A 26,956-nucleotide genomic window follows, 5' to 3' on the forward strand; every position below is an offset into this window, starting at 1 on the left:
ACGGATGATGACGCCTGTATGCGACCAGCTCGGGACGCACCGGGTCGTCCGCCACGGTTCACCATCCGTTCACTTGGCCCGGTCGGCTGCTTCACCTGTTCTGCCTAATTTCGGTGATGCACGGAGCGAGTCGCCCGGACGTCGAGCAGCTCAGCCGCGCACCACCGACGCAGTCCTCTTCGCACGCCGCCCCGATACAGAAAGCGGCCGGCGGCTTCTGGAAGGAACACCCGAAAAGTGAAGCTTCAGCGCAAGAACATGCTTCGTGCCTCCGCCCTCGGGGCGCTCGTCGTGTCCGGCGCCCTGGTCCTCACGGCGTGCGGCTCGGACGACAACACCAAGACCGCCGACGGCTCGGCGAAGCCCTCCGCGGCCGCCGCGGGCGACATCAAGTGCGACGACGCCAAGGGCAAGCTCCTGGCCTCCGGCTCCTCCGCGCAGAAGAACGCGATCGAGCTGTGGATCAAGAACTACATGGCCGCCTGCTCCGGCGTCGAGGTGAACTACAAGTCCTCCTCCTCCGGTGAGGGCATCGTCGCCTTCAACCAGGGCACGGTCGGTTTCGCCGGCTCCGACTCGGCGCTGAAGCCGGAGCAGGTCGAGGAGTCGAAGAAGATCTGCACCGGTGGCCAGGGCATCGACCTCCCGATGGTCGGCGGCCCCATCGCCCTCGGCTTCAACGTGGCCGGCGTGGACAAGCTGAACCTCGACGCCGCCACGGTCGCCAACATCTTCAACGACAAGATCAAGAAGTGGGACGACGAGGCGATCAAGAAGCTGAACCCCGGCGTCACGCTTCCCTCCACCGCCATCCAGGCCTTCCACCGCTCCGACGACTCGGGCACCACCGAGAACCTCACCAAGTACCTCAAGGCCACCGCGGGCGACGCCTGGCCGTACGAGGCCGCGAAGAAGTGGGCCGCCCCGGGCGGCCAGTCGGCCTCCGGCTCCTCCAGCGTCGCCGCCCAGGTCAAGCAGGTCGACGGTGCGATCGGCTACTTCGAGCTCTCCTTCGCCAGCTCGCAGAACATCAAGACCGTCGACCTGAACACGGGCGCCTCCGCCCCGGTCAAGGCCAGCGGTGAGAACGCCTCCAAGGCCATCGCCGCCGCCAAGGTCGCCGGCACCGGCTCCGACCTGGCCCTCAAGCTCGACTACACCACCAAGGCCGAGGGCGCCTACCCGCTCGTCCTGGTGACCTACGAGGTCGTCTGCGACAAGGGCAACAAGGCCGAGACGCTCCCGACCGTCAAGTCCTTCCTGAACTACGCCGCCTCGGACGCGGGCCAGAAGGTCCTCCTCGAGAACGGCTACGCCCCGATCCCGGCCGAGATCAACACCAAGGTCCGCGAGGTCATCAACACCCTCGGCTGATCCTGACCCCGGGTCCGGTCCGCTCCCCCGTCCGGGGGCGGACCGGACCCGGGACCCTTCCCCTTCACCCGGGGGAATCCGGTGCACCGCCGCCAGGGGGCCTGCCCCCCACACAGACCGGAAAGACCATGGCTTCCACCACACCCACCCAGATAGACACGGCTCCGCCTGTCACCCGTAGCGGAGGGTCCACCGGCCGCGCCGGTGACAAGATCTTCGCCGGGCTCTCCAAGGGCTCCGGCATCCTGCTCCTGGTGATCATGGCGTCGATCGCCGCCTTCCTCACCTACCGTGCCTCGATCGCCCTGTCGAAGAACGAGGGGAACTTCCTCACCACCTTCGACTGGAACGCGTCGGCCAACCCGCCCGTCTTCGGCATCGCCGTCCTGCTCTTCGGCACCGTCGTCAGCTCGATCGTCGCGATGGCCATCGCGGTTCCGATCGCTGTCGGCATCGCCCTGTTCATCTCGCACTACGCGCCGCGCAAGCTGGCCGCGCCCCTCGCGTACGTGGTCGACCTGCTGGCCGCCGTGCCGTCGATCATCTACGGCATCTGGGGCGCCCTCTTCCTCGTCCCGCAGCTCAACGGCCTGAACCTCTGGCTGGACGAGTACCTCGGCTGGACGTACGTGTTCGAGAAGACCCAGGTCGGCGTCGCCCGTTCGCTCTTCACCGTCGGCATCCTGCTCGCGATCATGATCCTGCCGATCGTGACCAGCGTCAGCCGCGAGGTCTTCCTCCAGGTCCCGCGCATGAACGAGGAGGCCGCCCTGGCCCTCGGCGCGACCCGCTGGGAGGTCATCCGCATGTCGGTGCTGCCCTTCGGCCGCTCCGGCGTCATCTCCGCCTCGATGCTCGGCCTCGGCCGCGCGCTCGGCGAGACCATGGCCGTCGCCACCGTCCTCTCCCCGAGCTTCCTGATCTCCGGCCACATCCTGAACCCGGGCGGCGGCACGTTCGCGCAGAACATCGCCGCGAAGTTCGACGAGGCCAACGAGTTCGGCCGCGACGCGCTGATCGCCTCCGGCCTCGTCCTCTTCCTGCTCACCCTGCTGGTCAACGGTGCAGCCCGCCTGATCATCGCTCGCCGCAAGGACTTCTCGGGGGCGAACGCCTGATGAGCCACGCAATCCAGGACCAGCGGCCCACCCGGTCCCACAAGTCCCCCGCCCCCGCCGGCCTCACCCGCGGCGGCCTGCCCCGCTGGGCCCCGGCGGCCATCGCGGCCCTCTCGCTCGCCCTCGGCTGCGGCATCGGCCTCGCCTTCGGCCTCGAGAGCAAGATCCAGTGGGGTCTGCTCGCGGCGCTGCTCTTCATCGCCGTCACGTACACCGCCAGCGCGGTGATCGAGAACCGCCGCCAGGCCAAGGACCGCGTCGCGACCTCCCTCGTGTGGGTCTGCTTCGTCCTCGCGGTCATCCCGCTGCTCTCGCTGATGTGGACCACGATCAGCCGCGGCCTGAAGCTCCTGAGCGGCGACTTCCTCAGCCACTCCATGAACGGCGTGACCAGCTTCGACGAGGGCGGCGGCGTCTACCACGCCCTGCTCGGCACCATCGAGCAGGTCGCCCTCGCCACGCTGATCGCGGCCCCCATCGGCCTGCTGACCGCCGTCTACCTGGTCGAGTACGGCAAGGGCCGCCTCGCCAAGTCCGTCACCTTCTTCGTCGACGTCATGACCGGCATCCCCTCCATCGTCGCGGGCCTGTTCATCCTGACGACCTGGAACCTGATGCTCGGCTTCGGCCCGTCCGGCTTCGCCGGCGCCATGGCCCTGTCGATCCTGATGATGCCGGTCGTGGTCCGCTCCACCGAGGAGATGCTCAAGCTCGTCCCGAACGAGCTGCGCGAGGCCGCCCTCGCCCTCGGTGTGCCGAAGTGGCGCGTGATCCTCAAGGTCGTGCTCCCGACCGCCATCGGCGGCATCTCCACCGGCCTGATGCTGGCCGTCGCCCGCATCGCCGGCGAGACCGCCCCGATCATGCTGCTGGTCTTCGGCTCCCAGCTGATCAACGGCAACCCCTTCGAAGGCGCCCAGTCCTCGCTCCCGCTCTACATTTGGGAGCAGTACAAGGTCGGCAGTGAAGCCTCCTACGACCGGGCATGGGCAGGAGCGCTCGTCCTGATCGCCTTCGTCATGATCCTCAATCTGGTGGCCCGCGGCATCGCCCGCTGGAAGGCCCCGAAGACCGGTCGCTGACGCGACTCATGAAAGCGAAGTGACCCCCATGGCGAAGCGAATCGACGTCTCCGGACTGTCCGCCTTCTACGGCACCCACAAGGCCATCGACGACATCTCGATGACCGTGGAGCCCCGCTCCGTGACGGCCTTCATCGGCCCCTCCGGCTGCGGCAAGTCCACCTTCCTGCGCACCCTCAACCGCATGCACGAGGTCACCCCCGGCGGCCGTGTCGAGGGCAAGGTCCTGCTGGACGACGAGAACCTGTACGGCACCGGAGTGGACCCCGTCGCGGTCCGCCGCACGGTCGGCATGGTCTTCCAGCGCCCGAACCCCTTCCCCACCATGTCGATCTTCGACAACGTGGCGGCGGGCCTGCGGCTGAACGGCAACTTCAAGAAGTCCGAGCTCACGGACATCGTCGAGAAGTCGCTCCAGGGCGCCAACCTCTGGAACGAGGTCAAGGACCGCCTGAACAAGCCCGGCTCCGGCCTCTCCGGCGGCCAGCAGCAGCGCCTGTGCATCGCCCGCGCCATCGCGGTCGAGCCCCAGGTCCTGCTGATGGACGAGCCCTGCTCCGCCCTGGACCCGATCTCCACCCTGGCGATCGAGGACCTGATCGGCGAGCTCAAGGAGCGCTTCACGATCGTCATCGTGACGCACAACATGCAGCAGGCGGCCCGCGTCTCGGACCGCACCGCCTTCTTCAACCTCTCGGCCGTCGGCCAGCCCGGCAAGCTCATCGAGCTCGACGACACGGACCGGATCTTCTCGAACCCGTCCGTCCAGGCGACCGAGGACTACATCTCGGGTCGCTTCGGCTAGACCGGGACAGGCGTCCTGCGGTGCTGCATGGCGGTGCCACCGCAAGGCGAAAAAAGAAAGAGGGCCGGCTCCCCCTGGGTGGGGGGAGCCGGCCCGCTTTCGTCCGGATACCGTCCGGGGAGGGTCCGGGACCTAGACGAACGCCAGGTCCACGTTCCAGAAACAGACCGCCGCGACCAGGGCCGCAGCCGGCATGGTGATACTGCATCCCCGGGGGATGACCCCCGGACCCCCAGCACGGGGCCACGTCCCGGCGCTAGCCGACGAACGCCAGGTCCACGATCCAGAAACACACCGCCGCGACCAGGGCCGCAGCCGGCATGGTGATGAACCAGCCCAGGATGATGTTCTTGGCGACGCCCCAGCGGACCGCGTTGACGCGCTTGGTCGCGCCCACGCCCATGATCGCCGAGGTGATCACGTGGGTGGTGGAGATCGGCGCGTGGAAGAGGTACGCCGAGCCGAACATGATCGAGGCACCCGTGGTCTCGGCCGCGAAGCCCTGCGGCGGGTCCAGCTCGATGATCTTGCGGCCGAGCGTGCGCATGATGCGCCAGCCACCCGCGTACGTACCCAGCGACAGCATCACGGCACAGACGACCTTGACCCAGACCGGGATCGGCGCGTCGGCGCTCTGCACATCGGCGATGACCAGGGCCATCACGACGATGCCCATCGTCTTCTGCGCGTCCTGGAGACCGTGGCCGAGTGCCATGGCCGCCGCCGACACCGTCTGCGCGATACGGAAGCCGTGCTTCGCCTTGTGCGGGTTGGACCGGCGGAACATCCACAGGATGGCCACCATCACCAGGTAACCGACGACCAGGCCGACGACCGGCGAGACGAACATCGGGATGACGACCTTGTCGAGGACCCCCGACCAGATCACCTCGGTACCGCCGGCCAGCGCCGCGCCCACCATGCCGCCGAACAGCGCGTGCGAGGAGGACGACGGCAGACCGAAGTACCAGGTGATCAGGTTCCAGACGATCGCACCGACCAGCGCCGCGAAGAGGATCCACATGCCCGTGGAGCCGGTGGGCGTCTCGATCAGGCCCTGGCTGACCGTCTTGGCGACGCCGCTGCCGAGAAAGGCTCCGGCGAGGTTCATCACGGCCGCCATCGCCAGCGCCGCTCGCGGGGTCAGCGCCCGCGTGGAGACGGACGTCGCGATCGCGTTCGCGGAGTCGTGAAAACCGTTCGTATAGGTAAAGCCGAGCGCGACACCGATGGTCACGACCAGAGCGAAGGTGTCCACGAGGTTCAGGACTCCTTGACCGCGATGGTCTCCACCGTGTTCGCAACGTGCTCGAACGCGTCGGCCGCCTCTTCGAGCACGTCGACGATCTGCTTGAGCTTCAGCACCTCGATGGCGTCGTACTTGCCGTTGAAGAGCTGGGCGAGCAGCTTGCGGTGGATCTGGTCGGCCTGGTTCTCGAGGCGGTTGACCTCGATCCAGTACTCGGTCAGGTTCTCCATCGTCCGCAGGTGCGGCATGGCCTCGGCGGTCAGCTCGGCCGCCCGCGCCAGCACCTCGATCTGCTGCTCGACACCCTTGGGGAGCTCCTCCACGTTGTAGAGGACGACGAGGTCGACGGCCTCCTCCATGAAGTCCATGATGTCGTCGAGCGACGAGGCCAGGTTGTAGATGTCCTCGCGGTCGAACGGCGTGATGAAGGAGGAGTTCAGCTGGTGGAAGATCGCGTGAGTGGCGTCGTCCCCCGCGTGTTCCGCTGCCCGCATCCGCTCCGCGATCTCGGCCCGGGCGGAGGAGTCCGCTCCGAGCAGTTCCATCAGGAGCTTGGAGCCCGTGACGATGTTGTCCGCGGATGCGGCGAACATGTCGTAGAAGCTCGTCTCCCTGGGGGTCAGACGAAATCGCACGTGAGGTCCTCGGGATGCATTGGATTCGGTCAGGCTGATGCTAGGCGCATCCCCCGGCCACGGCTAACCGGCCGTTCCACAGTGTCCTCCATCGGGCAGAGTGAGGACCACGGACCCCTGCCCCGCACGGCGCGGCCCAGTATTCTATACCCATGAGGGGTATGCGTTCGGCATGCGCCCCTCGTTCCGGACCACGGGAGGACCTATGACGACCATCGAGGCGGAGGGCTCCGGAGCCGTCCACGGCTATCACCACCAGAAGGGCGAGCACCTCAAGCGGCTGCGCCGGATCGAGGGCCAGATCCGCGGCCTCCAGCGGCTCGTCGACGAGGACGTCTACTGCATCGACATACTCACCCAGGTCTCGGCGAGCACGAAGGCACTGCAGTCCTTCGCGCTCCAGCTGCTGGAGGAACACCTGCGGCACTGTGTCGCCGACGCCGCGGTCAAGGGCGGCACCGAGATCGACGCCAAGGTCGAGGAGGCCACCAAGGCCATCGCCCGCCTCCTGCGCACCTGACCGCCGCCCTCCGCAGACCCGGCCCCACACACCCCGGCCCCGCCAGGGGGTACCTCCCAGCGGTAGCCGGGGGAGTTCGAGGCGCACCCTCCAGCCCCGCCGGCGTTTGAGGCGCGGGGTCTGGGGCGGAGCCCCGGCAACGGCGCGGCAGGCGACCGGCTACTGCCCGAGCAGGACCTCGTCGATCCGGTCCAGGCTGAGCCGCTCCTCCGCGGCCGCCGAGGCGGCGATGATCAGCTCACCGCACAGCTCGATCTCGGCGAGAGCAACGTGGTCCTGCACCGTCGTACCGCCTGCGGGAGTCACGCGTGTCACCTCAATCTGCCACCGGCCACCGGCCGTCATCGGTCATACCGCACCGCACCACGCGCCGGCGCCCGGCTTCTCAGCGTAGGGAGGCCGTGCCGTCCCCCGCATGACACGGATGGACCATTTCCGGATACCGGGCCGTGGCCCGATCGCACCGCCCGCCCCTCGTCCGCCTCACTGGTCGGAGATCTTCCCGGCGTAAATGTCCCCGCTTGCGGGCAATACGACGGTCACCGGCGTCCCGAACCCGTACAGCAGCGTGGTCGAGGACACATCGATCACGCCATTGTTGACGTACGTGAACCGGTGTCTGACCTTCCGCAAGCGCCCCTCCTCGTCCAGGTAGGCGTCGAACGGCACCGTGTCCGTGCTGAACCCTTTCGCCGCCGCCTCCAGTGCCCCCCTCACCTCCGGCGACGCGCTCCCGGCGGCCCGCCCGATGTCGGTGGTCCCCCGGTAGTGCCGCACCTTGGTGCCCGCCACCTCGGTCTCCCCGACGTACGTCACCTCCTGCGCGCCCTTCAGCAGCTCGGCCGCGACCAGCGGATCGGTGGCCCCGCCCGTGACCAGGTTCCCGTCGTTCAGGGTCGTCGTGTCGACCCTGACCCACTTGTCGTCCGGGACGCCCGCGCCGCGGTTCTTCATGTAGAGCGCGCCCGGCACGAGCAGCTCCGTGATGGGCCGGTGCTCGGCCTTGCCCTTCACATCGGCCGGGAGCATCACAAGGAGCTGACCCATCCGCTTCTTGAAGTCGACCCCGCCCTCGCCGCGGATCGTGACCCGGGTACCGCCCGTGGCCATCTCCATGGCCGTACGGGCCCGGGCGCTGCCGGTCCTCGCCAGTGCGTCGGCGGCCCCGCGGACCACCGCCGCCGCGTCCGCCGGGGGCCGGCCGTCGCCCGCGTCGCCCGCGCACCCGGTCATCGTCGTGACCGCCAGGGTGAGGCCGGCGGCGAGCACCGCCTCACCCGCACGTCCGCGCGGCCGCCTGTGCTGGTGATCCACCATCGCCTGCCAACCCCCAACGCATGACCGCTGCTTGCCCGAGGCCCCCACCCGCTCCGCTTAACGAGGTCAGGGGTTTCCCGTCACGGGGGCGCACCCTCCCCGCGCGTCGCCCGCCCCGGTACCGTGGACCTGTGGAACCGCACACCGAAGCGAGACTGGTCCCTCCGCTTGACTCCCTGCCGCTCCCGCGGCCGCACGCGCAGCCGGAGCCACCGACCGGCCACACCACATCCACCGCCGACAGAGGATCGTTCTGTCTGGCCGTCTGCACCTGCGGCTGGAACGGTCCGGCCCGCCGCTCCCGCGACCTGGCCCGCAGGGACGCGGCCCGCCACACGGCCTAGAGGGAGTCCCGCCGGTCAGGGCCGGACACCCCCTACGCCGTTCGGACCGCCCGGCTGGCCGGGGCGCACCGCAGCGGATGCCCTTGACCCATGCCAGGTTCCGCAGCCCGCCTCGCGACCCTCCTCTGGGCCCTGCTCCTCGTGTCCGCCCCGGCCGCCGCGGCCTGGGCCGGACCCGTGGGCTCGACGGACGGCCCGGCCGACGTCGCCCTGGCCGTCGGACTCACGTCGGCCGCGGCCGCGGCGACCGGCTGGTGGCTGCGCTCCCGGTACCGGCGCGACGCCGACGGCGGTGACCCCTGATGCCCCGGCCCCGGCCGAAGGCGGTGCGGGTGTTCTTCGGGGCGGCGCTGCTGTGCCTGCTGGCGGCAGTGCTGCTCGCCGTATGGAACGCGTACGCGCAGAGCTGACCCCTGCCGCACCACCACGGGTGTCAGGCGGCGAGGTCGTTCTCGTGCGTACGCCGCCCCGCGGGCGGGGTCGGTGCCTGCGGGAGGCCGACCGGCCGGGCCAGCACGGGGTTCTTGGCCCGTACGAGCCAGCCACCGCGCCGGGAGCGGGCCACCGCCCGCACCGCCGGCGTCAGCGCCGCCATCGCGAGCGGCGCGAGCACGAGCACGACGGCGGTACCGAGGGCGACGCCGCCGATGACGTCGGTCGGATAGTGGATGCCCATGTAGACCCGGCACAGGCCTTCGGCGAAGGCCAGCCCGATCCCCACGAGGCCGAGCTTCCGGTTCGCCACGAACAGGCCCACGCCCAGGGCCATCGCGAGGGTGGTGTGGCCGCTGACGAAGGAGAACTCGGTGCGCCCGAGCCCCCAGCCGAAGGCGGGATCGAGCACCTGCAGGCCCTCGTGCTGGCGGAACGGCCGCGGCCGCCCCACGAATTCACGCAGCGGCACGTTCACGAGCAGCGCCAGTCCGGCGGCCAGCGGGGCCCAGACGAGCGCGGCGAAGGTCTCGACGGCGCAGGCTTCGTCCTGCCGGCGCGTACCGCGCCAGCACCACAGGACCAGGAGCACCAGGGCCAGCAGGATCCCGTACTCCCCGGCCAGGCTCACGACCCGGTCCAGCCACGCCGGAGCGTGCCGGGCGACTCCGTTGATCTGGTACAGCAGGCTGACATCCACGTTCGGCCCACCTGTTGTGAGTCCAGCCATGGTGATGCGGCCCCTTGCCCTTGCCGTGGTTCCCCTGCGGGACGCACCCCTGTGTGCGCCCCTCCGCCCCCCACTTGATCAACCCCCGCGCCCATGGAACGCCCGTTCTGGCCCCCGCGTTCCATTCTCCACGCAATGATCACTCCAACGTTATCGAAGAGTGACCCATCGTTGCAGCTCAGGGCCTTTGCATTACGGAGAGTTGCTAAGCCGCGGGACCGCTGGCGGGACGCGCCGGAAGGGCCTCCGCACCGTCCTTGGTCACGCGCGTCGCACCGAAGTAATCGGGGGTGTCGATCTTGTCGAAGCGGATGACGGCGCCGGTATAAGGGGCGTTGATCATGTACCCGCCGCCCACGTAGAGCCCGACGTGCCGGATCTCCCGAGAGTTCGTCAGATCATCGGAGAAGAAGACGAGGTCACCGGGCAGGAGTTGATCGCGCGACGGGTGCGGACCGGCGTTGTACTGGTCGTTCGCCACCCGCGGCAACTCGATCCCCACGGTCTCGTACGCGGCCTTGGTCAGCCCGGAACAGTCGAACCGCCCGTCCTGATCGGGCGTCCCGTTGCCACCCCACAGATACGGCGTCCCGAGCTGCTTCTGCGCGAAGTAAATGGCCCCGGCCGCCTGTTGCGACGGCGCCACCCGCCCGACGGGCCGCTCGAAACTCTTGGCCAGGGTGGTGATGGCCTTCACGTACCCCTGGGTCTCCTTGTACGGGGGCACGCCGCCGTACTTGATGACCGCGTACGCCCCCGCGTTGTAGGCGGCGAGCATGTTCGACGCGTCGTCCCCGGGCACGCTCGCCACGTCCTTGGCCAGCTCGCAGTCGTACGAGGCCGCCGACGGGATCGCATCCTTCGGGTCCCAGATGTCCCGGTCCCCGTCCCCGTCCCCGTCGATACCGTGGCCCGCCCAAGTACCCGGAATGAACTGCGCGATACCGCGCGCGTCCGCCGGACTCACGGCACTCGGGTTCCAGCCGCTCTCGGAGTACAGCTGAGCAGCGAGCAGGGGCGGGTTGATGGCCGGGCAGAGGTTGCCCCACTTCTCCACCAGAGCCTGGTACTTGGCGGGGACGGCACCCTTCGTCAGCCCTACCGCGCGCCCACCCGCCCCGGACCCCACGAGGCCTGCCGCGGCCGAGTACGTCCCCACGACGAGGAGCGCCACGAACGTCAGACACAGCCCGATCCCGATCCCGCCGACCATCCAGAATCTGCGCACGCGTCAACCCTCCCCCATCCACGTCACTTCAACGTGCGATTCCGCCGTGTCGCATGTCCTACTACCCCACTCGGAAGCCGGAACAGGCGATGCTCGCGTACTTCGTAGGATCATCCTCAACGTGGTAGAAGACCACCGTCCAGTCCCCAGGGTCGGCGGACAGGGGCACAGCGGGCCACGTCTTGCCCGCGGCGTGCATCGTGAAGTCGTCCGGGTAGGTGAGCGTCACGTCGCCACCCGACTTCCAGTGCGTGTAGATGTCGACGGGCTTGCTCGTGTAGCCGACGGCCCGGTTGTCCATGGGGAAGGGCTTGCCCGTGGACGGCTCGATGTCGTGGGGTGACTTGACCGCCACGGACACGTAGTACGGATCCGGCGCGGACTGGCCCATCTCCGCGTACTTGATCCGCATCTTGACGGAAGCCGACTTGCCCGGCTTCCCGTTGACGCTGGTGGTCGACACCGCCGACTGGAAGCCCGCGCCCGGAGACTTCTCCTCGGCCGGCTGGTTGCACTGGCCGACCCCCTGAACAGCCAGGTCCAGGTCGGGGGAACCGCTCCACACGTAACGCGAGATCTGGTTGTTGTCGATGTACTCGGCCGGCGGCTTGGCCGCACCCTTGGAACCGGTGGCCCCGGGCGGCTGCCCGCCCTGCGCCGCAGGCGGCGTGGCCGTGGCGCCGCCCTTGTCGGCCCCGTCCCGCGCAGCGGCCCCACCGCTGTTGCCACCACTGCCACCGGCACTGCCGTCGAACGGAATCAGCTTCCAGGCCGTCAGGGCGAGCGCCACCGCCACGGCCACCCCCGCCCCGACCACGGCGCCGCGCCGCAGCCCCGCACCCCGTGCGGCAGGTGCCGGCTGCTGCTCGGCCGCCGTCGGAACGTACGGATAACCCGGTCCCTGCGTCCGCATCTCGTGCACCGGTACGGCCTCGCCCAGCGCCCCGAGCCCCAGGTACACCGGATCGTCGATCAGCGCGTCCCGGACCCCGCACCGGGCGATGACCTCCCGCAGACCCGGCCGCACCACCGGATCCTTCGCCACGCACGCCTCGATCAGCCCCGCCAGGGCCGGCTCCACCCCGGCCACGTCGACCGGCTCGTGCACCGCCCGGTAGCTCACCGTCGTCGCCACGCCCGTACCGAACGGCGGCCGCCCCGTCGCCGCGTACGCGAGGGTCGCCCCCAGCGCGAAGACGTCCGCCGCGGCCCCGGCCTCCGCACCCAGCAGCACCTCGGGCGCGGTGTACCCCGGCGTCCCCGGAGCCTGCCCGTCCTGCGTGAGAGCCGTCTCCCCCACGCCCCGCGCGATGCCGAAGTCGATGAGCTGCGGCCCCTGCGCCCCCAGGATGACGTTCTGCGGCTTGAGGTCCCGGTGCGTCACCCCGTACGCGTGCACGCTCGCCAACCCCTCCGCGAGGGCCGCGAACAGCCGCCGGCAGGTGTCCGCGGGCAACCCGCCGCGCTCCGCCACGGCATGACCGAGCGTCGGGCCCGCCACGTACTCGGTCGCCAGCCAGTACGGCGCCGCCGCCAGCGAGGCGTCGATCAGGTTCGCCGTGTACGCCGACCGCACCGCACGCACGGTCTCGGCCTCGCGCCGGAACCGGGCCAGCGCCTCCGGATGCCCGGTGATCTCGTCCCGGATCACCTTCACGGCGACCAGGCGCCCACCGGGCGACCGCCCGAGGTACACCTGCCCCATTCCTCCGGCACCGAGCCGGGCCAACAGCGCATGCGCCCCGATCTGCGCGGGGTCGACGTCTCTCAGGGCCTCCACCGGCACGAGCCTGCCACACCGACTCCCGCGCCACCGCGCCGGGTTGACGCGGAAGGCCGGCCAGGCCTAGGAACGCGGCGCCACGAAAAGACTCTGCGCACTGCGCCCGATGGGCCCCTTCTCGTCGTGCAGCAGCGCGTCCGCGAGCCCGATCCCGGCCGCGTCCACACTCGTACGGGCCTCCACGCACGCCCACTCGCCCACCGGATGCCGGTGCAGATGGACGGTCAGGTCACCGTTGATGAAGACGTACCGCCCGAAGTCCATCACCGAGCTGATCCCGTTCCCCGAATCGGCGGCGATCAGCACCCGGTCCAGCGGCCTGGTCTCCTCCCCGGCGACGAGCGGCACCTTCATCCGCATCCAGCAGGTACCGGGGCCCAGCTCGACGAAGGCGCCCTCGGTGAACCGGGTCTCCATGGCCGAGTGGTAGCCCGTCTCCCACGGCACCGGGAAGAACGGCGTCACCTCCACCTCCCCGGGCGGCGGCAACTGCGGCCCCGGGACCACGGCCGGCACGGCCTCCTCCGCGACCCGGATCCGCAGGGCCCGCGCCAGCATCACGGGCGCACCGCCCGCCGGCGCGAGGGCCGCCTCGACCACCTCGGTCCCGCGCCCGGCCCGCAGCACACTGGTCGTGATCTCCAGCTCGCCGATCGGCACCGGGCGCAGGATCTCGTACGTGATCCGGGCGGTCCGCATGTCCGTGCGCGCGCCCGGCCGCTCCTCGACGGCCCGCCCGAGCAGCGCGGCCGGCGGCCCGGCGTGCTGCGAGCCCGGGTCCCACGGCCCCCGCGTGTACGCGGTGGCCAGGAACCGCCCGGCGTCGACCCTCTCGAAGAAACCCTCGGCAGCACCCATAACAGCCACGCTACCGACAGGTAACTCGGCGCACCAGACCCGGCGATCCACTCAGCGGGCGAACCCCAGCCCCACCCCCAGCCCCACCAGCACCGACCCGATGGTCCGGTTCAGCGCCTTCTGCGCCTTCAGCATCCGGTCGCGCAACCGCGAGACGGAGAAGAACAGCGCCACCGCCCCGAACCAGCCCAGGTGCGCCGCCGACATGAACAGCCCGTACCCCACCTGCTGCCACACCGGCGTCTGCGGGTTCACCACCTGCGTGAACGTCGACACCACGAACAGCGTCGTCTTCGGATTGAGCACATTGGTCAAGAACCCCGACCGCATCGCCCCCAGCCGGGTCAACTGCGGCTTCGACTCCAGGTCGACGGTCACCTCGGCCCGCGCCCGGAAGGTGCGTATCCCGATCCACACCAGATAGGCCGCACCCGCCAGCTTGATCGCCGTGAACAGCGCGGTGGAGGAGGCGATCAGCAGACCGACCCCGAGCATCGTGTAGGAGACGTGGACCAGCACGCCGGCCGCGACCCCGGCGGCGGCGAACAGCCCGGTGGGGCGCCCGTAGAGATAGCTGTTGCGGACCACCATGGCGAAGTCGGCACCGGGACTGATCACGGCGAGGAGGGTGATAACGGCGACTGCGATCACTTCTGTCATACGGGGATGCTCACCGCCGCCGCCCCGTGGATCAAGACCCCGAGCACCCGGCACGACGGGGGACAATGGACGGCGTGCCGAACCACCCTGCCGCCGACCTCCCCACCCCCCTGCCCGTCCTGCAGGCCGACTGCGCGAACTGCTTCGCGCTGTGCTGCGTGGCGCTGCCCTTCGCCAAGTCCAACGACTTCGCCGTGAACAAGCCCGCCGGGACCCCCTGCAAGAACCTCCAGCAGGACTTCCGCTGCGGCATCCACACCCGGCTGCGCGACAAGGGGTTCCGGGGCTGCACGGTCTTCGACTGCTTCGGCGCGGGCCAGCAGACCTCCCAGGTCACCTTCGGCGGCCGCGACTGGCGCACCCACCCCGGCACCGCCCGCCAGATGTTCGAGGTCTTCCCGGTCCTGCGGCAGCTGCACGAGCTGCTCTTCTACGTCAGCGAGGCCCTGACCCTCCCGGCCGCCGCCCCGGTCCACGCGGAGCTGCGCCGGGCCCTGGCGGAGACCGAGGAGTGGACCCGCGCCGACGCGCAGGCCCTGGCCGACCTGGACGTCGGCCCCCTCCGCCAGCAGATCAACACCCTGCTCCTGAAGACCAGCGAACTCGTCCGGGCGAAGGCGCCGGGCCGCAAGAAGAACCACCGCGGCGCCGACCTGATGGGCGCCCGCCTGGCAGGAGCCGACCTCCGCGGCGCGAACCTCCGCGGCGCCTACCTGATCGCCGCCGACCTCTCCCGCGCCGACCTGCGCACCGCGGACCTGATCGGCGCGGACCTCCGCGACACCAACCTCCGCGGCGCGGACCTCCGCGACACCATCTTCCTCACCCAGCCCCAGCTGAACGCAGCCCAGGGCGACCCCACCACCCACATCCCCCCCACCCTCACCCGCCCCACCCACTGGACCTGACCCAACCCACCCGGCAACCGCCGCCCCCAGACGCCCCACCAGCCCGGCCAAGCCTCTCCCAGCCCCGCCGGCGCTTGAGGCGATCTTTCAGCCCCGCCGGCGTTCGAGGCGCGGGGCCCGGGGCGGAGCCCCGCTCTCCCAGCCCCGCCGGCGTTCGAGGCGCGGGGCCCGGGGCGGAGCCCCGCTCTCCCAGCCCCGCGGGCGTTTGAGGCGCGGGGTCCGGGGCGGAGCCCCAGCAACGGCGCCGCACCCACCCGCCCAGCCGCCCACCCGCCGGCAGGAGCCCCTCACACCCGCGCCAAAAACCCCCGCACGGCAGCGAAATACCCCTCCGGGTCCCCGACCCGCACCGCATGCCCCGCCGGCAGCTCGACCAACCGCACCCCCGCCCTCCGCACCGTCATCTCCCGCGCGTGCTCCGCCGACAGCACCCCGCTCCGATCCCCCCGCACCAGCAGCGTCGGCTTCCGCACCCCCAGCCAGTCCCCCCAGTGGTCCCCGTTCAGCCCCCGCTGGGACTCCGCCATGTCCTCCACCTCGAACGCGGTCCCCCACCCGTCCGGATACTCCTGCAGGGACCCCTCCAGGTGCGGAGCCGCACTCCCCACCCCCGCCAGGAACCCGGCCCGGGTCGCGGCCCGTCTCGGCCACTCCCGCACGAACGACAGGTCCCCGCCGACCACCGCCCCGATGTCCTCGACCACCACCGCCCGCACCAGATCGGGCCGCCGCGCCGCGAGCTGGTACGCGTTGACCCCGCCCAGCGAATGTCCGAGCACCACCGCCGGCCCCAGCCCCAGGTGCTCCAGCAGGGCCGCCGCATCCGCCACGTACCCGTCCCGCGTATAGTCCGCCGCCCGGTCGGACCGCCCGTGCCCCCGCTGGTCCAGGGCGATCACCCGCCACGCCGGACCCAGCTCCCGGGCCAGGCGCTCGAACGCCCCCGCCCCCTCCCCGAAGTGCCCGTGCAACGCCAGCAGCGGCGCTCCCGGCCCCCCGAAGTCCGTATAGGCGAGCCGCCGCCCGTCCTGCGCCACCATCACCCCCGGCAACGGCCCCAGCTTGTCGATGACCCGCTGCCGCAGCAGCTGGTACTCCTCCCACCGCCTGCGCAACCGCCCGCCCGGCCGCTTCACGATCCGCCCCGGCGTGACCGTCTCGCCCCGCCGGAACTGCTCCCGCGTCAGATCGATCCGGATCCCCCCGGGCAGCAGGTTCCACCAGTGGTAGCCCTCCTGCCGGCCGTCGTGGAACACCTCGCCCAGCATCAGGTCCCCGCCCACGAGGTCCTGCACCACGAGGGCCGTGATGTCACAGTGCCCCCAGCCCGGATTCTCCGGAGTCCAGGGGATCTTCGTGATGTCGGAAGGCTCGCAGGTCTCGGCCGACCATCCCGCCCGGATGGCCGCCTCGAGGTCCGCGAGAGTCCATGGAGTCGTCATGCTCCCCAGCGTGCCGCACCCCACTGACAACCCCGCCGCCACGTGCTCGCGCACCGATGAAACGACTGGAGGAGGATCGGACGCATGTCGGCGGGCCGGCCCAACGACACGCCACGCCACTGCTCCGAACGGCGGCCACTCACCCCACCCCCCGTACGTCGAGACGACAATCATTGCCCGGCGTCACCACCCGTGATACACAGAGTGACCGCACGTTCTCGCGCGTACGCGCCGCCCCTGCCCAGGTCAGGGCACGGAAGCGGAGCCCGGGCCGCGAGATCGGGTAAAGAGAGCCGTCAAGTCGACGACGGCGGCGGTTTCATCAGCGAAGATAGTGCGTGACCCCTGCCGTCGGGCAAGGGGCTTCCGGAACTACCCATACAGGGGCGGTGAGTTACATGATCCTGGCAGCCGAAAAGGGCGACATCACCACCATCATCGGCGGAATCGCCCCGAACTGGGGGCCTTTCGGCAGTCTCGGCAACGAAGCGAAGGTCATGATCGAGGTGGTCATGGCCGTCGCGATCCTGCTCTGCCTGGGCATCGCCATCTGGGGGGCGGCCAAACAGCGCATCGGAGCGACCGCCCTGCGCGACACGTTCAGCGCGGAACAGGGCAAGGGCCTGATCGTGGCCGGGCTGACCGGAGTCTTCATCATCGGCTCCCTCGGGACGCTGTTCACGATCGTCTACGGGATGGCCGTCTAGCCGGGCCGTGCGCCGGGCCCCGTAGCCGATGACGCATCACCACACCACATCCACGCGGGAACCAGCGCTACCGTCGTACGACGCGGAGGGGGCGGACAGGCAATGAACAACGACGACGACCAGTACGGCGGCGCCGGCGGCTACGGCGAGGTCGGCGGCACCGGCCAGACCCGCACCCGCCTCCCGGACTCCCCGGCCGACCCCTACGGCCCCACCCGCCGCACCCCACGCGCCTCCCGCAGCCTGATCACCGTGGTCGGCGTGGTGGTCCTCCTGATCGCCGCGATCGCCTTCGCCAACTCCGCCCCGGACACCCCCTCGGACCCCGCCTCGGACAAACCCCCGACGGACTCCTCCACGGCGGCCACGGGCACGGACCCGGTGACGGGCAAATCTGCAGGCATCCCCAAGGGCTTCGCCCACGACGAACAGGGCGCCCAATCGGCCGCCGCCAACTTCGCGGTGGCGCTCGGTTCTGACGGCATGTTCAATTCTGCGCGCAGACGCGCCATCGTGGATGCGCTCGCCGACGACAGCACGCGGGCGAAGCTCCAGTCCGGGTTCGACGCCGACTACTCCGCCGGGCTCCTCTCCCAGATCGGTCTGACCAAGGACGGTCTCGCCCCGGCGGGCTCCACCTTCGTCAACCGGACCGTTCCCGCCGGAGCCAAGGTCAAGAGCTACGCCGGAGAAACCGCCGCTGTCGACGTGTGGTGCATCGGCATGTTCGGCCTCACCGGAGAAAAATCCACACGCCCCGTGACCAGTGGCTGGTTCACCATCTCCGTCACGCTGAAGTGGAACGGGTCCGACTGGAAGGTCGTCGAAACCTCACAGAAGGACGGCCCTACCCCGGTCACCGGTGACAACGCCGTGTCCGGCTCCAGCGAGATCAGCAGCGCGGTCACCGAATTCGGAGGGTTCACCTATGCCCGGTAACCCCAGGCTCTCGGCCCTCAGCATCGGCACTGCGGCAGCAGCCGTCCAGACGGCGGTCGTCATGTTCGCCACCCGCGCGGCTGCGGCCCCAGACCCGACCCCGTCGGCGCCCGCAGCGACCAAGGACCCCTGTGCACTGATCGCCGGCCCGGCCCGGGAATACTGCGAGCGCGGCAACGGCGGAGCCACCGGCGGAGTCCCCGGCCTCGCGCCCAGCGACCCGGCCGACGCCCTCAACCCCCTAGCCTCCCTCGCCCGCGGCTGCGCCGACGCCGCCTCCTGGATCGTCACCAAGCTCAGCGAAGCGGTGAAGGGCTCGGCCGAGGTCGACTTCACCAACCCCGCCTTCCTCAAGCAGTACTCCGTCGTCTTCGCCGCCTCCACCATCCTCACCCTCGTCCTCTGGCTCTTCGCCGTCGCCAAGCGAGCCGTCCGCGGCGTCCCCCTCACCACCGCCATGTCCGAAGCCATCGGCTTCCTCTGGCTCACCGTCCTCGCCTCCGCCTTCACCCCCCTCATCCTCTACACCGTCGTCTCCGCCACCGACGGCGTCACCGCAGTCATCGCCTCCGCCTCCGGCGGCCAGACCGACGTCTTCTTCGGCTCCTTCTCCGAAGCCCTCAAGAAGGGCGACGACATCGGCGGCGGCCCGATCATGCTGATCGTCGTCGCGCTCGTCACCGTCCTCGCCGCCGGCGTGCTCTACCTGGAGCTGTTCATCCGGGCCGCCCTCCTCTACGTCGGCGCCCTCCTCGGCGTCGTCGTCTACTCCGGGCTCGTCGACCGCAACCTCTGGGGCCACGTCCGCCGCTGGGCCGGCATCATGATCGCCGTCATCCTCGTGAAGCCGGTCATCGTCATAGTCCTCGGCCTCGCCGGCGCCCTGACCGGCGAAAAGGGCCCCAACGCCTTCTCCGCCGTCGTCACCGGCCTCGCCATCATCCTCCTGGCGATCTTCGCCTCCGCGATGATCTACCGCTTCGTCCCCGGCTTCGGCGACGAAATCGCCTCCGCCCGCTCCAACCGCAGCAAGGCCACCGACGGCGCCCAGGCGGCCGCCGTCATCAGCTCCCCGGCCTCCCTCGTCTCGCAGGGCATCAAGACCCACAGCAGCCGCGGCGCCCACCACGGCAGCGACGGCGGCAACAACGCGCCCCGCCCCGCCAACCCCATCTCCGGAGGCGTGGCCGCCCACAGCAGCCGACCCACCTCCGGCGGCGGAGCCGGCGGCGGATCTGTCCCCTCCGCCGCACCCCCGCCCCGCACGAGCTCGAGCACGAGGAACACAGGAGGTGACGGGCGTTGACGACCCAGTCCCACCAGCTGCACCCGGTCGCGCCCCGCCGCACGTATCTCATCGGCCGCGCCCGGCCGAACGCGATCGTCGGCAAGAACCGCGAGACCGGCGAGATCGCCCTGATCATCGCCGGGGCGTTCTTCGGCATGATGAGCGGACTGCTCGTCCCCGACCTCACCCTGCGCATCGTCAGCCTCGCCGGCTTCCCCATGATCGCGCTCGCCGCCGTCTACGTCCCGTACAAGGGCCGCACCTTCTACCGCTGGTTCGAGATCAGCCGCAGCTACAAGCGGACCCTGCGCCGCGGCACGACCTACCGCTCGGGCGCCATGGAAGCCGGCATCCGCGGCTCCGACGGCCGCGAGGTCGAGGTCGGCCCGCCCCCCGGCATCGGCCGCATCAACTGGCTCGCCGCCCCCTTCGGCCCCGACGAGATCGCCGTCCTCCTGCACGCCGACCGCCGCACCGTCACCGCCGCCATCGAGATCGAGGGCCCCGGCGTCGGCCTGCGCGACAGCGAGGACCAAGAAGCCCTCGTCGACCGCTTCGGCACCCTCCTCAAGCACGTGGCCAACGGCGACGGCTTCGTCACCCGCCTCCAGATGCTCGCCCGCACCCTCCCCGCCGACCCCGACGCGCACGCCAAGGACGTGGCCCAGCGCGGCGACACCCAGGCCCCCGGCTGGCTCCGCGACTCCTACGACCAGCTCCAGTCGATGGTGTCCACCTCCTCCGAGCAGCACCGCGCGTACCTCGTCGCCTGCATGCACTACACGCGCGAACTCGCCGCCGAGGCCAACGCCATCGCCCGCGCCGGCACCCCCCACAAGGGCCGCAAGCTCGACCGCGACGCCGGCCTCGCCATCGTCATGGCCCGCGAACTCACCGACATCTGCGCCCGCCTCGCCGAGGCCGACATCCGCGTCCGCCAGCCCCTCGGACAGGGCCGCCTCTCCTCCCTCGTGCACTCCATGTACGACCCGGACCACCCCATCGACCACATCCAGGCCATGACCAAGCGCAACGCCTGGCCCGCCGAGCTCGACGCCGTCGAGCCCACCTTCCTCCAGGCCAAGACCCGCGAATCCTCCACCCGCGCCCCCTGGTGCCACGCCACCGCCTGGGTCAAGGAGTGGCCGATGACGCCCGTCGGCGTCAACTTCCTCGCCCCGCTGCTCGTCCACACCCCCGACGTGATCCGCACGGTCGCCGTCACCATGGACCTGGAGCCCACCGAGGTCGCCATCGAGCGCATGCTCACCGAGAAGACCAACGACGAGGCCGACGCCTCCCGCGCCGCCAAGATGAACCGGACCGTCGACCCCCGCGACATCGCCGCGCACGGCCGGCTCGACCAAAGAGGTGAAGATCTCGCCAGCGGTGCGGCGGGAGTCAACCTCGTCGGGTACATCACGGTGTCCTCGCGTTCGCCGGAGGCCCTCGCCCGCGACAAGCGGACGATCCGCGCCTCCGCCGGAAAGTCCTACCTGAAGCTGGAATGGTGCGACCGCGAGCACCACCGCGCCTTCGTCAACACCTTGCCGTTCGCCACCGGCATCCGACGCTAGCTGGAGGGAAGTGCCGCCCATGCGAGATCCCATGTCCGCCCTGACGGACGCCTTCACCAGCTTCCTCTTCGGCAAAGTCGAAACCACGCGCCTGCCCGTCCGCACCTCCACCGGGCAGGCGCAAGCCGTCTACCTGCCCACCGCCGCCCCCGGACTCGGCGACTCCGGCGTCATCATCGGCCGCGAGGTCTACAGCGGCAAGGGCTACATCTACGACCCCTTCCAGCTGTACGGGCAGCAGCTCCCCGCCCCCCACTGGCTGGTCCTCGGCGAATCCGGAAACGGAAAGTCAGCCCTCGAAAAGACCTACGTCCTGCGCCAGCTCCGCTTCAAGGACCGCCAGGTCGTCGTCCTCGACGCCCAGGGCGAGGACGGCGTCGGCGAGTGGAACCTGATCGCCCAGCAGCTGGGGATAACCCCCATCCGCCTGGACCCCATCGCCGCCAACGACGACGGGATCCGCCTCAACCCCCTCGACCCGGCCATCACCGCGACCGGGCAGCTCGCGCTGCTCCGGACCATCATCGAGGTGGCCATGGGCCACGGCCTCGACGAGCGCGCCGGCTTCGCCCTCAAGGTCGCGCACGCCTACGTCGTCGACACCATCCGCGACCGCCAGCCCGTCCTCACCGACATCGTCGAGCAACTGCGCCACCCCGAGGCCGAATCCGCCCTCGCCATGAACGTCGACATAGACGATGTCCGGGCCTGGGGCCTCGACGTCGCGCTCGTGATCGACCGACTCGTCGACGGCGACCTGCGCGGCATGTTCGACGGCCCCACCACCGTCGGCATCGACCTCGACGCGCCCCTCATCGTCTTCGACCTCTCCCACATCGACCGCAACTCCATCGCGATGCCGATCCTCATGGCGATCGTCGGCGTCTGGCTGGAGCACACCTGGATCCGCCCCGACCGGAAGAAGCGCATCTTCCTGGTCGAGGAGGCCTGGCACATCATCAACAGCCCCTTCGTGGCCCAGCTGTTCCAGCGCCTGCTGAAGTTCGGCCGGCGCCTCGGCCTGTCCTTCGTCGCCGTCGTCCACCACCTCTCCGACGTCGTCGACGGCGCCGCCGCACGCGAAGCCGCGGCCATCCTCAAGATGGCCTCCACCAGAACGATCTACGCCCAGAAGGCGGACGAGGCCCGGGCCACGGGCCGGGTCCTCGGCCTGCCCCGCTGGGCGGTGGAAATCATCCCGACCCTCACCCCGGGCATCGCCGTCTGGGACGTCAACGGCAACGTCCAGGTGGTCAAACACCTGATCACCGAAGCCGAACGCCCCCTCGTCTTCACCGACCGCGCCATGACCGAGTCCTCCACCCCCACCCGCCTCCCCGCCGACATGCTCGCCGCCGAACTGGAGGCGGAGGAAAGGGCCCTGTCCATCGAACGCCGCCGCGGCGGCCCCGGATCCGCGACCACGGTGGCCTGACCATGCACGAGGCACGACGTACGGAGCCCCCCGCACGCGGCGGCGGCATCCCGGACGGCCTGCTGGTCGGCCTCCTGGCCTTCCTCCTGGGCCTCGCCGTCCTCGTCTGGTCGGCCACCGGCCTCGCGGCCGTCTTCGCGCACGGCACCTGGCCCGACACCGTCACCTTCACCCGGACCCCGGGAGCCGTCCGCGCCCTGATAGCGCAACCGCACGACATCCCCGCCGCCTGGCCGGACACCGACCCGGCGGCCCTGTCGGGCTGGGGCCTCTTCTGGGGCCTGTTCGTCAGCCAGCTCCTGGTGATGTTCGTACTCACCGTCTTCGCCATCGGCGTGATCGCCCGCACCAAGTCCCGCCGCGCCCTGGCGAAGCAGGAGGCACAGGTCCCCGCACCGTCACCAGCATCGGGGCCCGCTTCCCTACCAGCGCCCACCCAGCCTGCGGCCGCCACCACCGACCCGGCCCCGCCGGCGTTCGAGGCGCGGGGGTCCGGGGCAGCGCCACCGGCACCCACACCGAGGCGTACCGCTACGGCTTCGGCTACGCCCCCCAGCCCGCAGCCACCACCGTCACCCCCGCCCCGCACGGGATCACGTACGGCGGCCCGAACGACCGCCTGCGCGCCGCGGCCCACCGCATCGGTGAGATCGAGGGGGCGGCACTCGTCGTGACCTCCTCCCCCGCACTCTGGGCCGAGACCAAGGACGCCCGCGCCAAACTCGGCCCGGTCCTCCTCTACGACCCCTCGCACCTGTGCGACACCCCGGCCCGCATGCACTGGAACCCGGCCGAGGGCTGCGCCGACCGCGACACCGCCGCCGCCCGCGCGATCGCCCTGCTGGCCCCCGTACGCCCCCAGGCCCGCATGGACGCGGCGGTGGCCGACACCGCGGAAACCCTCCTGCGCAGCTGGCTCCAGGCCGCCGCCCTGGAGGACCGCCCGTTCAAGCTGCTCCACCGCTGGGCCCAGGGCAACAGCGCCCAGGACCCGGTCCGCGTCCTGCGCACCCACCCCCAGGCCGCCCCCGGCGCGGCCGGTGAACTGGAGAGCGCCCTCACCGCCCACCCCGAACGCCGCGAGCTCGCCCAGAGCCTGACGGCCCGTGCCCTCTCCTGCCTGACCTCGATCCACATCCGCGAGGCCTGCAATCCGAACCGAACAGATGCCCTCACCTTGGCATCGTTCGTCACCGAAGGGGGCACCCTCTATCTGGTGGGTGAAGCCCTGGAGGATCCCCGCACCCACCCGGGTGCGATGCCCCTGCTCACCGCACTCGCCTCGCACGTGGTCGAGCACGGCCGCCGCATGGCCGCACGGTCATCCCACGGTCGGCTCGACCCACCACTGTCCCTGGTGCTGGACGACGTGGCCGCCGTGGCTCCGATCCCCCAGCTCCCGGACCTCCTGACCGGGGGAACGCTTCCCCTGCTCGCCCTGTGCCGCAGCCGCGAACAGGCCCGCTCCCGCTGGCCGGAAGCCGCCCTCTCCTAGAGGCCGGGCTCCCCGGCGGCGAACGTTTCCCAGGTGTCCGCGTCCGAGACGTACACGGACGCGCGATGGTCGAACCAGAGCGCTCCGTACGACAGATCCCGGACCGTCACCGGGATTCCGGGCTCGAATGCCTCGTTCGCTGCCAGCGGCGCAAGCCCCTGCCCGAAGGCCGCCAGAGCCGTCGCGTCGGCATGGCACTGGACCGACAGGAACCGCTCCTCGAGCGGAGTGTGCTCTTCCTTCCTCACCCGCTCGCGCCGGGCCCGGCCGGCCGCACGTAGACGTACTCCCGCTCCTTGGCGCCCGTCTCCAGCGGTATCAGCAGACCGCTCGGCTCGAAGCCGTACCGCCGGTAGAAACGCTCCGCCCTCGCGTTGTCCTCGTGCACGAACAGCCGCACCCGCTCCGTCGCCGGCGCCTCCAGCGACCAGGCCCAATCGAGCCCGGCGTCGAACAGCCTCTCCACGAGCCCGCTCCCCCGCTGCTCGGGCCGTACGAACACCCCGACCACATGGCCCTGCTGCTGCTCGATGGGCTCACCGAAGAAATCGCTGCCACCCTGCGCCTCGATGAGCACGGTGACGGACCCGACCCACCGCCCGTCAGCGGCCTCGGCGATGAACTGCCGGGCGCCTCGCCCCTCGGCAGCTCCCGCGGCACGCTGCTGCCAGTACTCGTCGGCCTGGGCGAGAGCCCTCTCCTCGGTCTCCAGGAAAGCCACGGCCGCAGCCGGATCCCGGAGCGCCGCCAAGCGCAGTTCCTTGACTTTTTCCCACTCGTCGCCCCGTACGGCCCTGATCACATAGTCATCGCTCATGTTCGGGATCTTAACGACGTGCCACCGCCGGCTCACCTGCGTCTTCCGGCTCGGAACACGCAGGGCCGTGAACGCAGAAAAGCCCCGCACCGAACCCTGAACGGGTTGGTGCGGGGCTTTCCCACAATGATTGTTCGGCGGCGTCCTACTCTCCCACAGGGTCCCCCCTGCAGTACCATCGGCGCTGAAAGGCTTAGCTTCCGGGTTCGGAATGTAACCGGGCGTTTCCCTAACGCTATGACCACCGAAACACTATGAAATTTGAACGCTGGTGTTGACACAGCTGTTCGTTATTTCAGAACTAACACAGTGGACGCGAGCAACTGAGGACAAGCCCTCGGCCTATTAGTACCAGTCAGCTTCACCCGTTACCGGGCTTCCACATCTGGCCTATCAACCCAGTCGTCTACTGGGAGCCTTACCCTCTCAAGGAGGTGGGAATACTCATCTTGAAGCAGGCTTCCCGCTTAGATGCTTTCAGCGGTTATCCCTCCCGAACGTAGCCAACCAGCCATGCCCTTGGCAGGACAACTGGCACACCAGAGGTTCGTCCGTCCCGGTCCTCTCGTACTAGGGACAGCCCTTCTCAATATTCCTACGCGCACAGCGGATAGGGACCGAACTGTCTCACGACGTTCTAAACCCAGCTCGCGTACCGCTTTAATGGGCGAACAGCCCAACCCTTGGGACCGACTCCAGCCCCAGGATGCGACGAGCCGACATCGAGGTGCCAAACCATCCCGTCGATATGGACTCTTGGGGAAGATCAGCCTGTTATCCCCGGGGTACCTTTTATCCGTTGAGCGACGGCGCTTCCACAAGCCACCGCCGGATCACTAGTCCCGACTTTCGTCCCTGCTCGACCCGTCGGTCTCACAGTCAAGCTCCCTTGTGCACTTACACTCAACACCTGATTGCCAACCAGGCTGAGGGAACCTTTGGGCGCCTCCGTTACCCTTTGGGAGGCAACCGCCCCAGTTAAACTACCCATCAGACACTGTCCCTGATCCGGATCACGGACCGAGGTTAGACATCCAGCACGACCAGAGTGGTATTTCAACGGCGACTCCACAACCACTGGCGTGGCTGCTTCAAAGTCTCCCACCTATCCTACACAAGCCGAACCGAACACCAATATCAAACTGTAGTAAAGGTCCCGGGGTCTTTCCGTCCTGCTGCGCGAAACGAGCATCTTTACTCGTAGTGCAATTTCACCGGGCCTATGGTTGAGACAGTCGAGAAGTCGTTACGCCATTCGTGCAGGTCGGAACTTACCCGACAAGGAATTTCGCTACCTTAGGATGGTTATAGTTACCACCGCCGTTTACTGGCGCTTAAGTTCTCAGCTTCGCAACCCCGAAAGGTCACTAACCGGTCCCCTTAACGTTCCAGCACCGGGCAGGCGTCAGTCCGTATACATCGCCTTACGGCTTCGCACGGACCTGTGTTTTTAGTAAACAGTCGCTTCTCGCTGGTCTCTGCGGCCACCCCCAGCTCACGGAGCAAGTCCGATCACCAGTGATGGCCCCCCTTCTCCCGAAGTTACGGGGGCATTTTGCCGAGTTCCTTAACCATAGTTCACCCGAACGCCTCGGTATTCTCTACCTGACCACCTGAGTCGGTTTAGGGTACGGGCCGCCATGAAACTCGCTAGAGGCTTTTCTCGACAGCATAGGATCATCCACTTCACCACAATCGGCTCGGCATCAGGTCTCAGCCTTAATGAGGGACGGATTTGCCTACCCCTCGGCCTACACCCTTACCCCGGGACTACCACCGCCCGGGCTGGACTACCTTCCTGCGTCACCCCATCGCTTACCTACTACAAGTCTGGTTCGTCGGCTCCACCACTTTCCTTTCCCCGAAGGGTCCGGAACGGCTTCACGGACTTAGCATCGCCTGATTCGATATTGGGCGTTTCAAAGCGGGTACCGGAATATCAACCGGTTGTCCATCGACTACGCCTGTCGGCCTCGCCTTAGGTCCCGACTTACCCTGGGCAGATCAGCTTGACCCAGGAACCCTTAGTCAATCGGCGCACACGTTTCTCACGTGTGTATCGCTACTCATGCCTGCATTCTCACTCGTGAACCGTCCACAACTAGCTTCCGCTGCTGCTTCACCCGGCACACGACGCTCCCCTACCCATCACAGCAGGCGTTGGCCCTATTGCTGCAATGACACGACTTCGGCGGTACGCTTGAGCCCCGCTA

24 protein-coding genes, 2 rRNA genes and 1 pseudogene (1 of these 27 cut by a window edge) are annotated in these 26,956 nt (G+C 69.5%); 13 read left to right on the forward strand and 14 right to left on the reverse strand.

Annotated elements, in window-relative coordinates; genetic code table 11:
- The first annotated feature begins 237 nt into the window (after nt 1–237).
- From pstS to pstB, 4 genes are all read left to right on the forward strand, one after another.
- Complete coding sequence (gene pstS, locus JYK04_RS20550; protein WP_189734845.1) at nt 238–1,374, forward strand: phosphate ABC transporter substrate-binding protein PstS; 1,137 nt, start codon at nt 238–240, stop codon at nt 1,372–1,374.
- A 128-nt stretch (nt 1,375–1,502) separates the two neighbouring features.
- Nucleotides 1,503–2,492: a phosphate ABC transporter permease subunit PstC gene (gene pstC, locus JYK04_RS20555; protein WP_030009314.1), complete on the forward strand. Its 990-nt coding sequence runs from the start codon at nt 1,503–1,505 to the stop codon at nt 2,490–2,492.
- A complete protein-coding gene (gene pstA, locus JYK04_RS20560; protein ID WP_189734843.1) occupies nt 2,492–3,574 on the forward strand; it encodes a phosphate ABC transporter permease PstA in 1,083 nt (360 codons plus the stop codon). The genes pstC and pstA overlap by 1 nt, the downstream gene beginning before the upstream one ends.
- 28 nt (nt 3,575–3,602) lie before the next feature.
- Nucleotides 3,603–4,379 carry a phosphate ABC transporter ATP-binding protein PstB gene (pstB, locus tag JYK04_RS20565; protein ID WP_030728551.1) on the forward strand — a complete coding sequence of 259 codons (777 nt, stop codon included), beginning with the start codon at nt 3,603–3,605 and terminating at the stop codon, nt 4,377–4,379.
- Nucleotides 4,380–4,635: 256 nt separating this feature from the next.
- Here pstB and JYK04_RS20570 read toward each other — a convergent pair whose 3' ends face one another.
- Nucleotides 4,636–5,637 (reverse strand): inorganic phosphate transporter, encoded by a 1,002-nt coding sequence (locus JYK04_RS20570; protein WP_189734841.1) that lies wholly within the window; start codon nt 5,635–5,637, stop codon nt 4,636–4,638.
- 5 nt (nt 5,638–5,642) lie between these two features.
- Entirely contained in the window at nt 5,643–6,263 is a 621-nt protein-coding gene (locus JYK04_RS20575) for a DUF47 domain-containing protein (RefSeq protein WP_189734839.1), read from the reverse strand.
- Nucleotides 6,264–6,468: 205 nt separating this feature from the next.
- On the opposite strand from JYK04_RS20575, the gene JYK04_RS20580 reads away from it, so the two are divergent.
- Nucleotides 6,469–6,783, forward strand: a complete 315-nt coding sequence (locus JYK04_RS20580; RefSeq protein ID WP_189734837.1) for a metal-sensitive transcriptional regulator — start codon at nt 6,469–6,471, stop codon at nt 6,781–6,783.
- Nucleotides 6,784–6,942: 159 nt separating this feature from the next.
- Here JYK04_RS20580 and JYK04_RS20585 read toward each other — a convergent pair whose 3' ends face one another.
- Both JYK04_RS20585 and JYK04_RS20590 read right to left on the reverse strand, forming a co-directional pair.
- Nucleotides 6,943–7,128 (reverse strand): hypothetical protein, encoded by a 186-nt coding sequence (locus JYK04_RS20585; protein WP_373045639.1) that lies wholly within the window; start codon nt 7,126–7,128, stop codon nt 6,943–6,945.
- Nucleotides 7,129–7,266: 138 nt separating this feature from the next.
- Entirely contained in the window at nt 7,267–8,100 is an 834-nt protein-coding gene (locus tag JYK04_RS20590) for an SCO4651 family lipoprotein (protein ID WP_189734835.1), read from the reverse strand.
- 434 nt (nt 8,101–8,534) lie between these two features.
- On the opposite strand from JYK04_RS20590, the gene JYK04_RS20595 reads away from it, so the two are divergent.
- Nucleotides 8,535–8,747, forward strand: coding sequence for a hypothetical protein (locus JYK04_RS20595; protein ID WP_189734833.1), 213 nt, complete (start codon nt 8,535–8,537; stop codon nt 8,745–8,747).
- A 130-nt stretch (nt 8,748–8,877) separates the two neighbouring features.
- Here the strand turns inward: JYK04_RS20595 and JYK04_RS20600 are convergent, their stop codons facing one another.
- The 5 genes from JYK04_RS20600 to JYK04_RS20620 all read right to left on the reverse strand — a co-directional run bounded on the left by JYK04_RS20600 (nt 8,878) and on the right by JYK04_RS20620 (nt 14,135).
- Nucleotides 8,878–9,606 (reverse strand): phosphatase PAP2 family protein, encoded by a 729-nt coding sequence (locus JYK04_RS20600; protein ID WP_189734831.1) that lies wholly within the window; start codon nt 9,604–9,606, stop codon nt 8,878–8,880.
- Between the two features lie 205 nt (nt 9,607–9,811).
- On the reverse strand, nt 9,812–10,819 hold the full coding sequence (locus tag JYK04_RS20605; protein WP_189735617.1) for a C40 family peptidase: 1,008 nt from the start codon (nt 10,817–10,819) through the stop codon (nt 9,812–9,814).
- A gap of 76 nt (nt 10,820–10,895) precedes the next feature.
- Entirely contained in the window at nt 10,896–12,614 is a 1,719-nt protein-coding gene (locus JYK04_RS20610; protein ID WP_189734829.1) for a serine/threonine-protein kinase, read from the reverse strand.
- Nucleotides 12,615–12,680: 66 nt separating this feature from the next.
- Nucleotides 12,681–13,475: a thioesterase family protein gene (locus tag JYK04_RS20615; protein ID WP_189734826.1), complete on the reverse strand. Its 795-nt coding sequence runs from the start codon at nt 13,473–13,475 to the stop codon at nt 12,681–12,683.
- A gap of 51 nt (nt 13,476–13,526) precedes the next feature.
- Complete coding sequence (locus tag JYK04_RS20620) at nt 13,527–14,135, reverse strand: LysE family translocator (RefSeq protein ID WP_189734824.1); 609 nt, start codon at nt 14,133–14,135, stop codon at nt 13,527–13,529.
- Nucleotides 14,136–14,200: 65 nt separating this feature from the next.
- On the opposite strand from JYK04_RS20620, the gene JYK04_RS20625 reads away from it, so the two are divergent.
- On the forward strand, nt 14,201–15,043 hold the full coding sequence (locus tag JYK04_RS20625) for a pentapeptide repeat-containing protein (protein ID WP_189734822.1): 843 nt from the start codon (nt 14,201–14,203) through the stop codon (nt 15,041–15,043).
- 287 nt (nt 15,044–15,330) lie between these two features.
- On the opposite strand, the gene JYK04_RS20630 is transcribed toward JYK04_RS20625, so the two are convergent.
- Nucleotides 15,331–16,485: an alpha/beta fold hydrolase gene (locus JYK04_RS20630; RefSeq protein ID WP_308431002.1), complete on the reverse strand. Its 1,155-nt coding sequence runs from the start codon at nt 16,483–16,485 to the stop codon at nt 15,331–15,333.
- Between the two features lie 398 nt (nt 16,486–16,883).
- On the opposite strand from JYK04_RS20630, the gene JYK04_RS20640 reads away from it, so the two are divergent.
- From JYK04_RS20640 to JYK04_RS41915, 6 genes and pseudogenes are all read left to right on the forward strand, one after another.
- Nucleotides 16,884–17,192, forward strand: a complete 309-nt coding sequence (locus tag JYK04_RS20640) for a hypothetical protein (RefSeq protein ID WP_008742356.1) — start codon at nt 16,884–16,886, stop codon at nt 17,190–17,192.
- A gap of 102 nt (nt 17,193–17,294) precedes the next feature.
- A complete protein-coding gene (locus tag JYK04_RS20645; protein WP_189734820.1) occupies nt 17,295–18,131 on the forward strand; it encodes a DUF8175 domain-containg protein in 837 nt (278 codons plus the stop codon).
- Nucleotides 18,121–19,437 (forward strand): hypothetical protein, encoded by a 1,317-nt coding sequence (locus tag JYK04_RS20650; RefSeq protein WP_189734818.1) that lies wholly within the window; start codon nt 18,121–18,123, stop codon nt 19,435–19,437. Before JYK04_RS20645 ends, JYK04_RS20650 begins: the two co-directional genes overlap by 11 nt.
- Nucleotides 19,434–20,996, forward strand: coding sequence for an SCO6880 family protein (locus tag JYK04_RS20655; protein ID WP_150258076.1), 1,563 nt, complete (start codon nt 19,434–19,436; stop codon nt 20,994–20,996). The genes JYK04_RS20650 and JYK04_RS20655 overlap by 4 nt, the downstream gene beginning before the upstream one ends.
- A gap of 19 nt (nt 20,997–21,015) precedes the next feature.
- Nucleotides 21,016–22,431, forward strand: coding sequence for an ATP-binding protein (locus JYK04_RS20660; protein ID WP_189734816.1), 1,416 nt, complete (start codon nt 21,016–21,018; stop codon nt 22,429–22,431).
- 2 nt (nt 22,432–22,433) lie between these two features.
- Nucleotides 22,434–23,926, forward strand: a pseudogene (locus JYK04_RS41915) (type VI secretion protein).
- Here the strand turns inward: JYK04_RS41915 and JYK04_RS20670 are convergent.
- From JYK04_RS20670 to JYK04_RS20685, 4 genes are all read right to left on the reverse strand, one after another.
- Complete coding sequence (locus JYK04_RS20670; RefSeq protein WP_189734812.1) at nt 23,923–24,174, reverse strand: hypothetical protein; 252 nt, start codon at nt 24,172–24,174, stop codon at nt 23,923–23,925. The pseudogene JYK04_RS41915 and the gene JYK04_RS20670 sit on opposite strands and share 4 nt — an antisense overlap.
- Nucleotides 24,171–24,743 (reverse strand): GNAT family N-acetyltransferase, encoded by a 573-nt coding sequence (locus tag JYK04_RS20675; RefSeq protein WP_189734809.1) that lies wholly within the window; start codon nt 24,741–24,743, stop codon nt 24,171–24,173. The genes JYK04_RS20670 and JYK04_RS20675 overlap by 4 nt, the downstream gene beginning before the upstream one ends.
- 132 nt (nt 24,744–24,875) lie before the next feature.
- Nucleotides 24,876–24,992, reverse strand: a 5S ribosomal RNA gene (gene rrf, locus JYK04_RS20680).
- A 76-nt stretch (nt 24,993–25,068) separates the two neighbouring features.
- A 23S ribosomal RNA gene (locus JYK04_RS20685) occupies nt 25,069–26,956 on the reverse strand (it continues 1,235 nt past the right edge of the window).

Source organism: Streptomyces nojiriensis (assembly GCF_017639205.1).
Classification (GTDB): Bacteria; Actinomycetota; Actinomycetes; order Streptomycetales; family Streptomycetaceae; genus Streptomyces; species Streptomyces nojiriensis.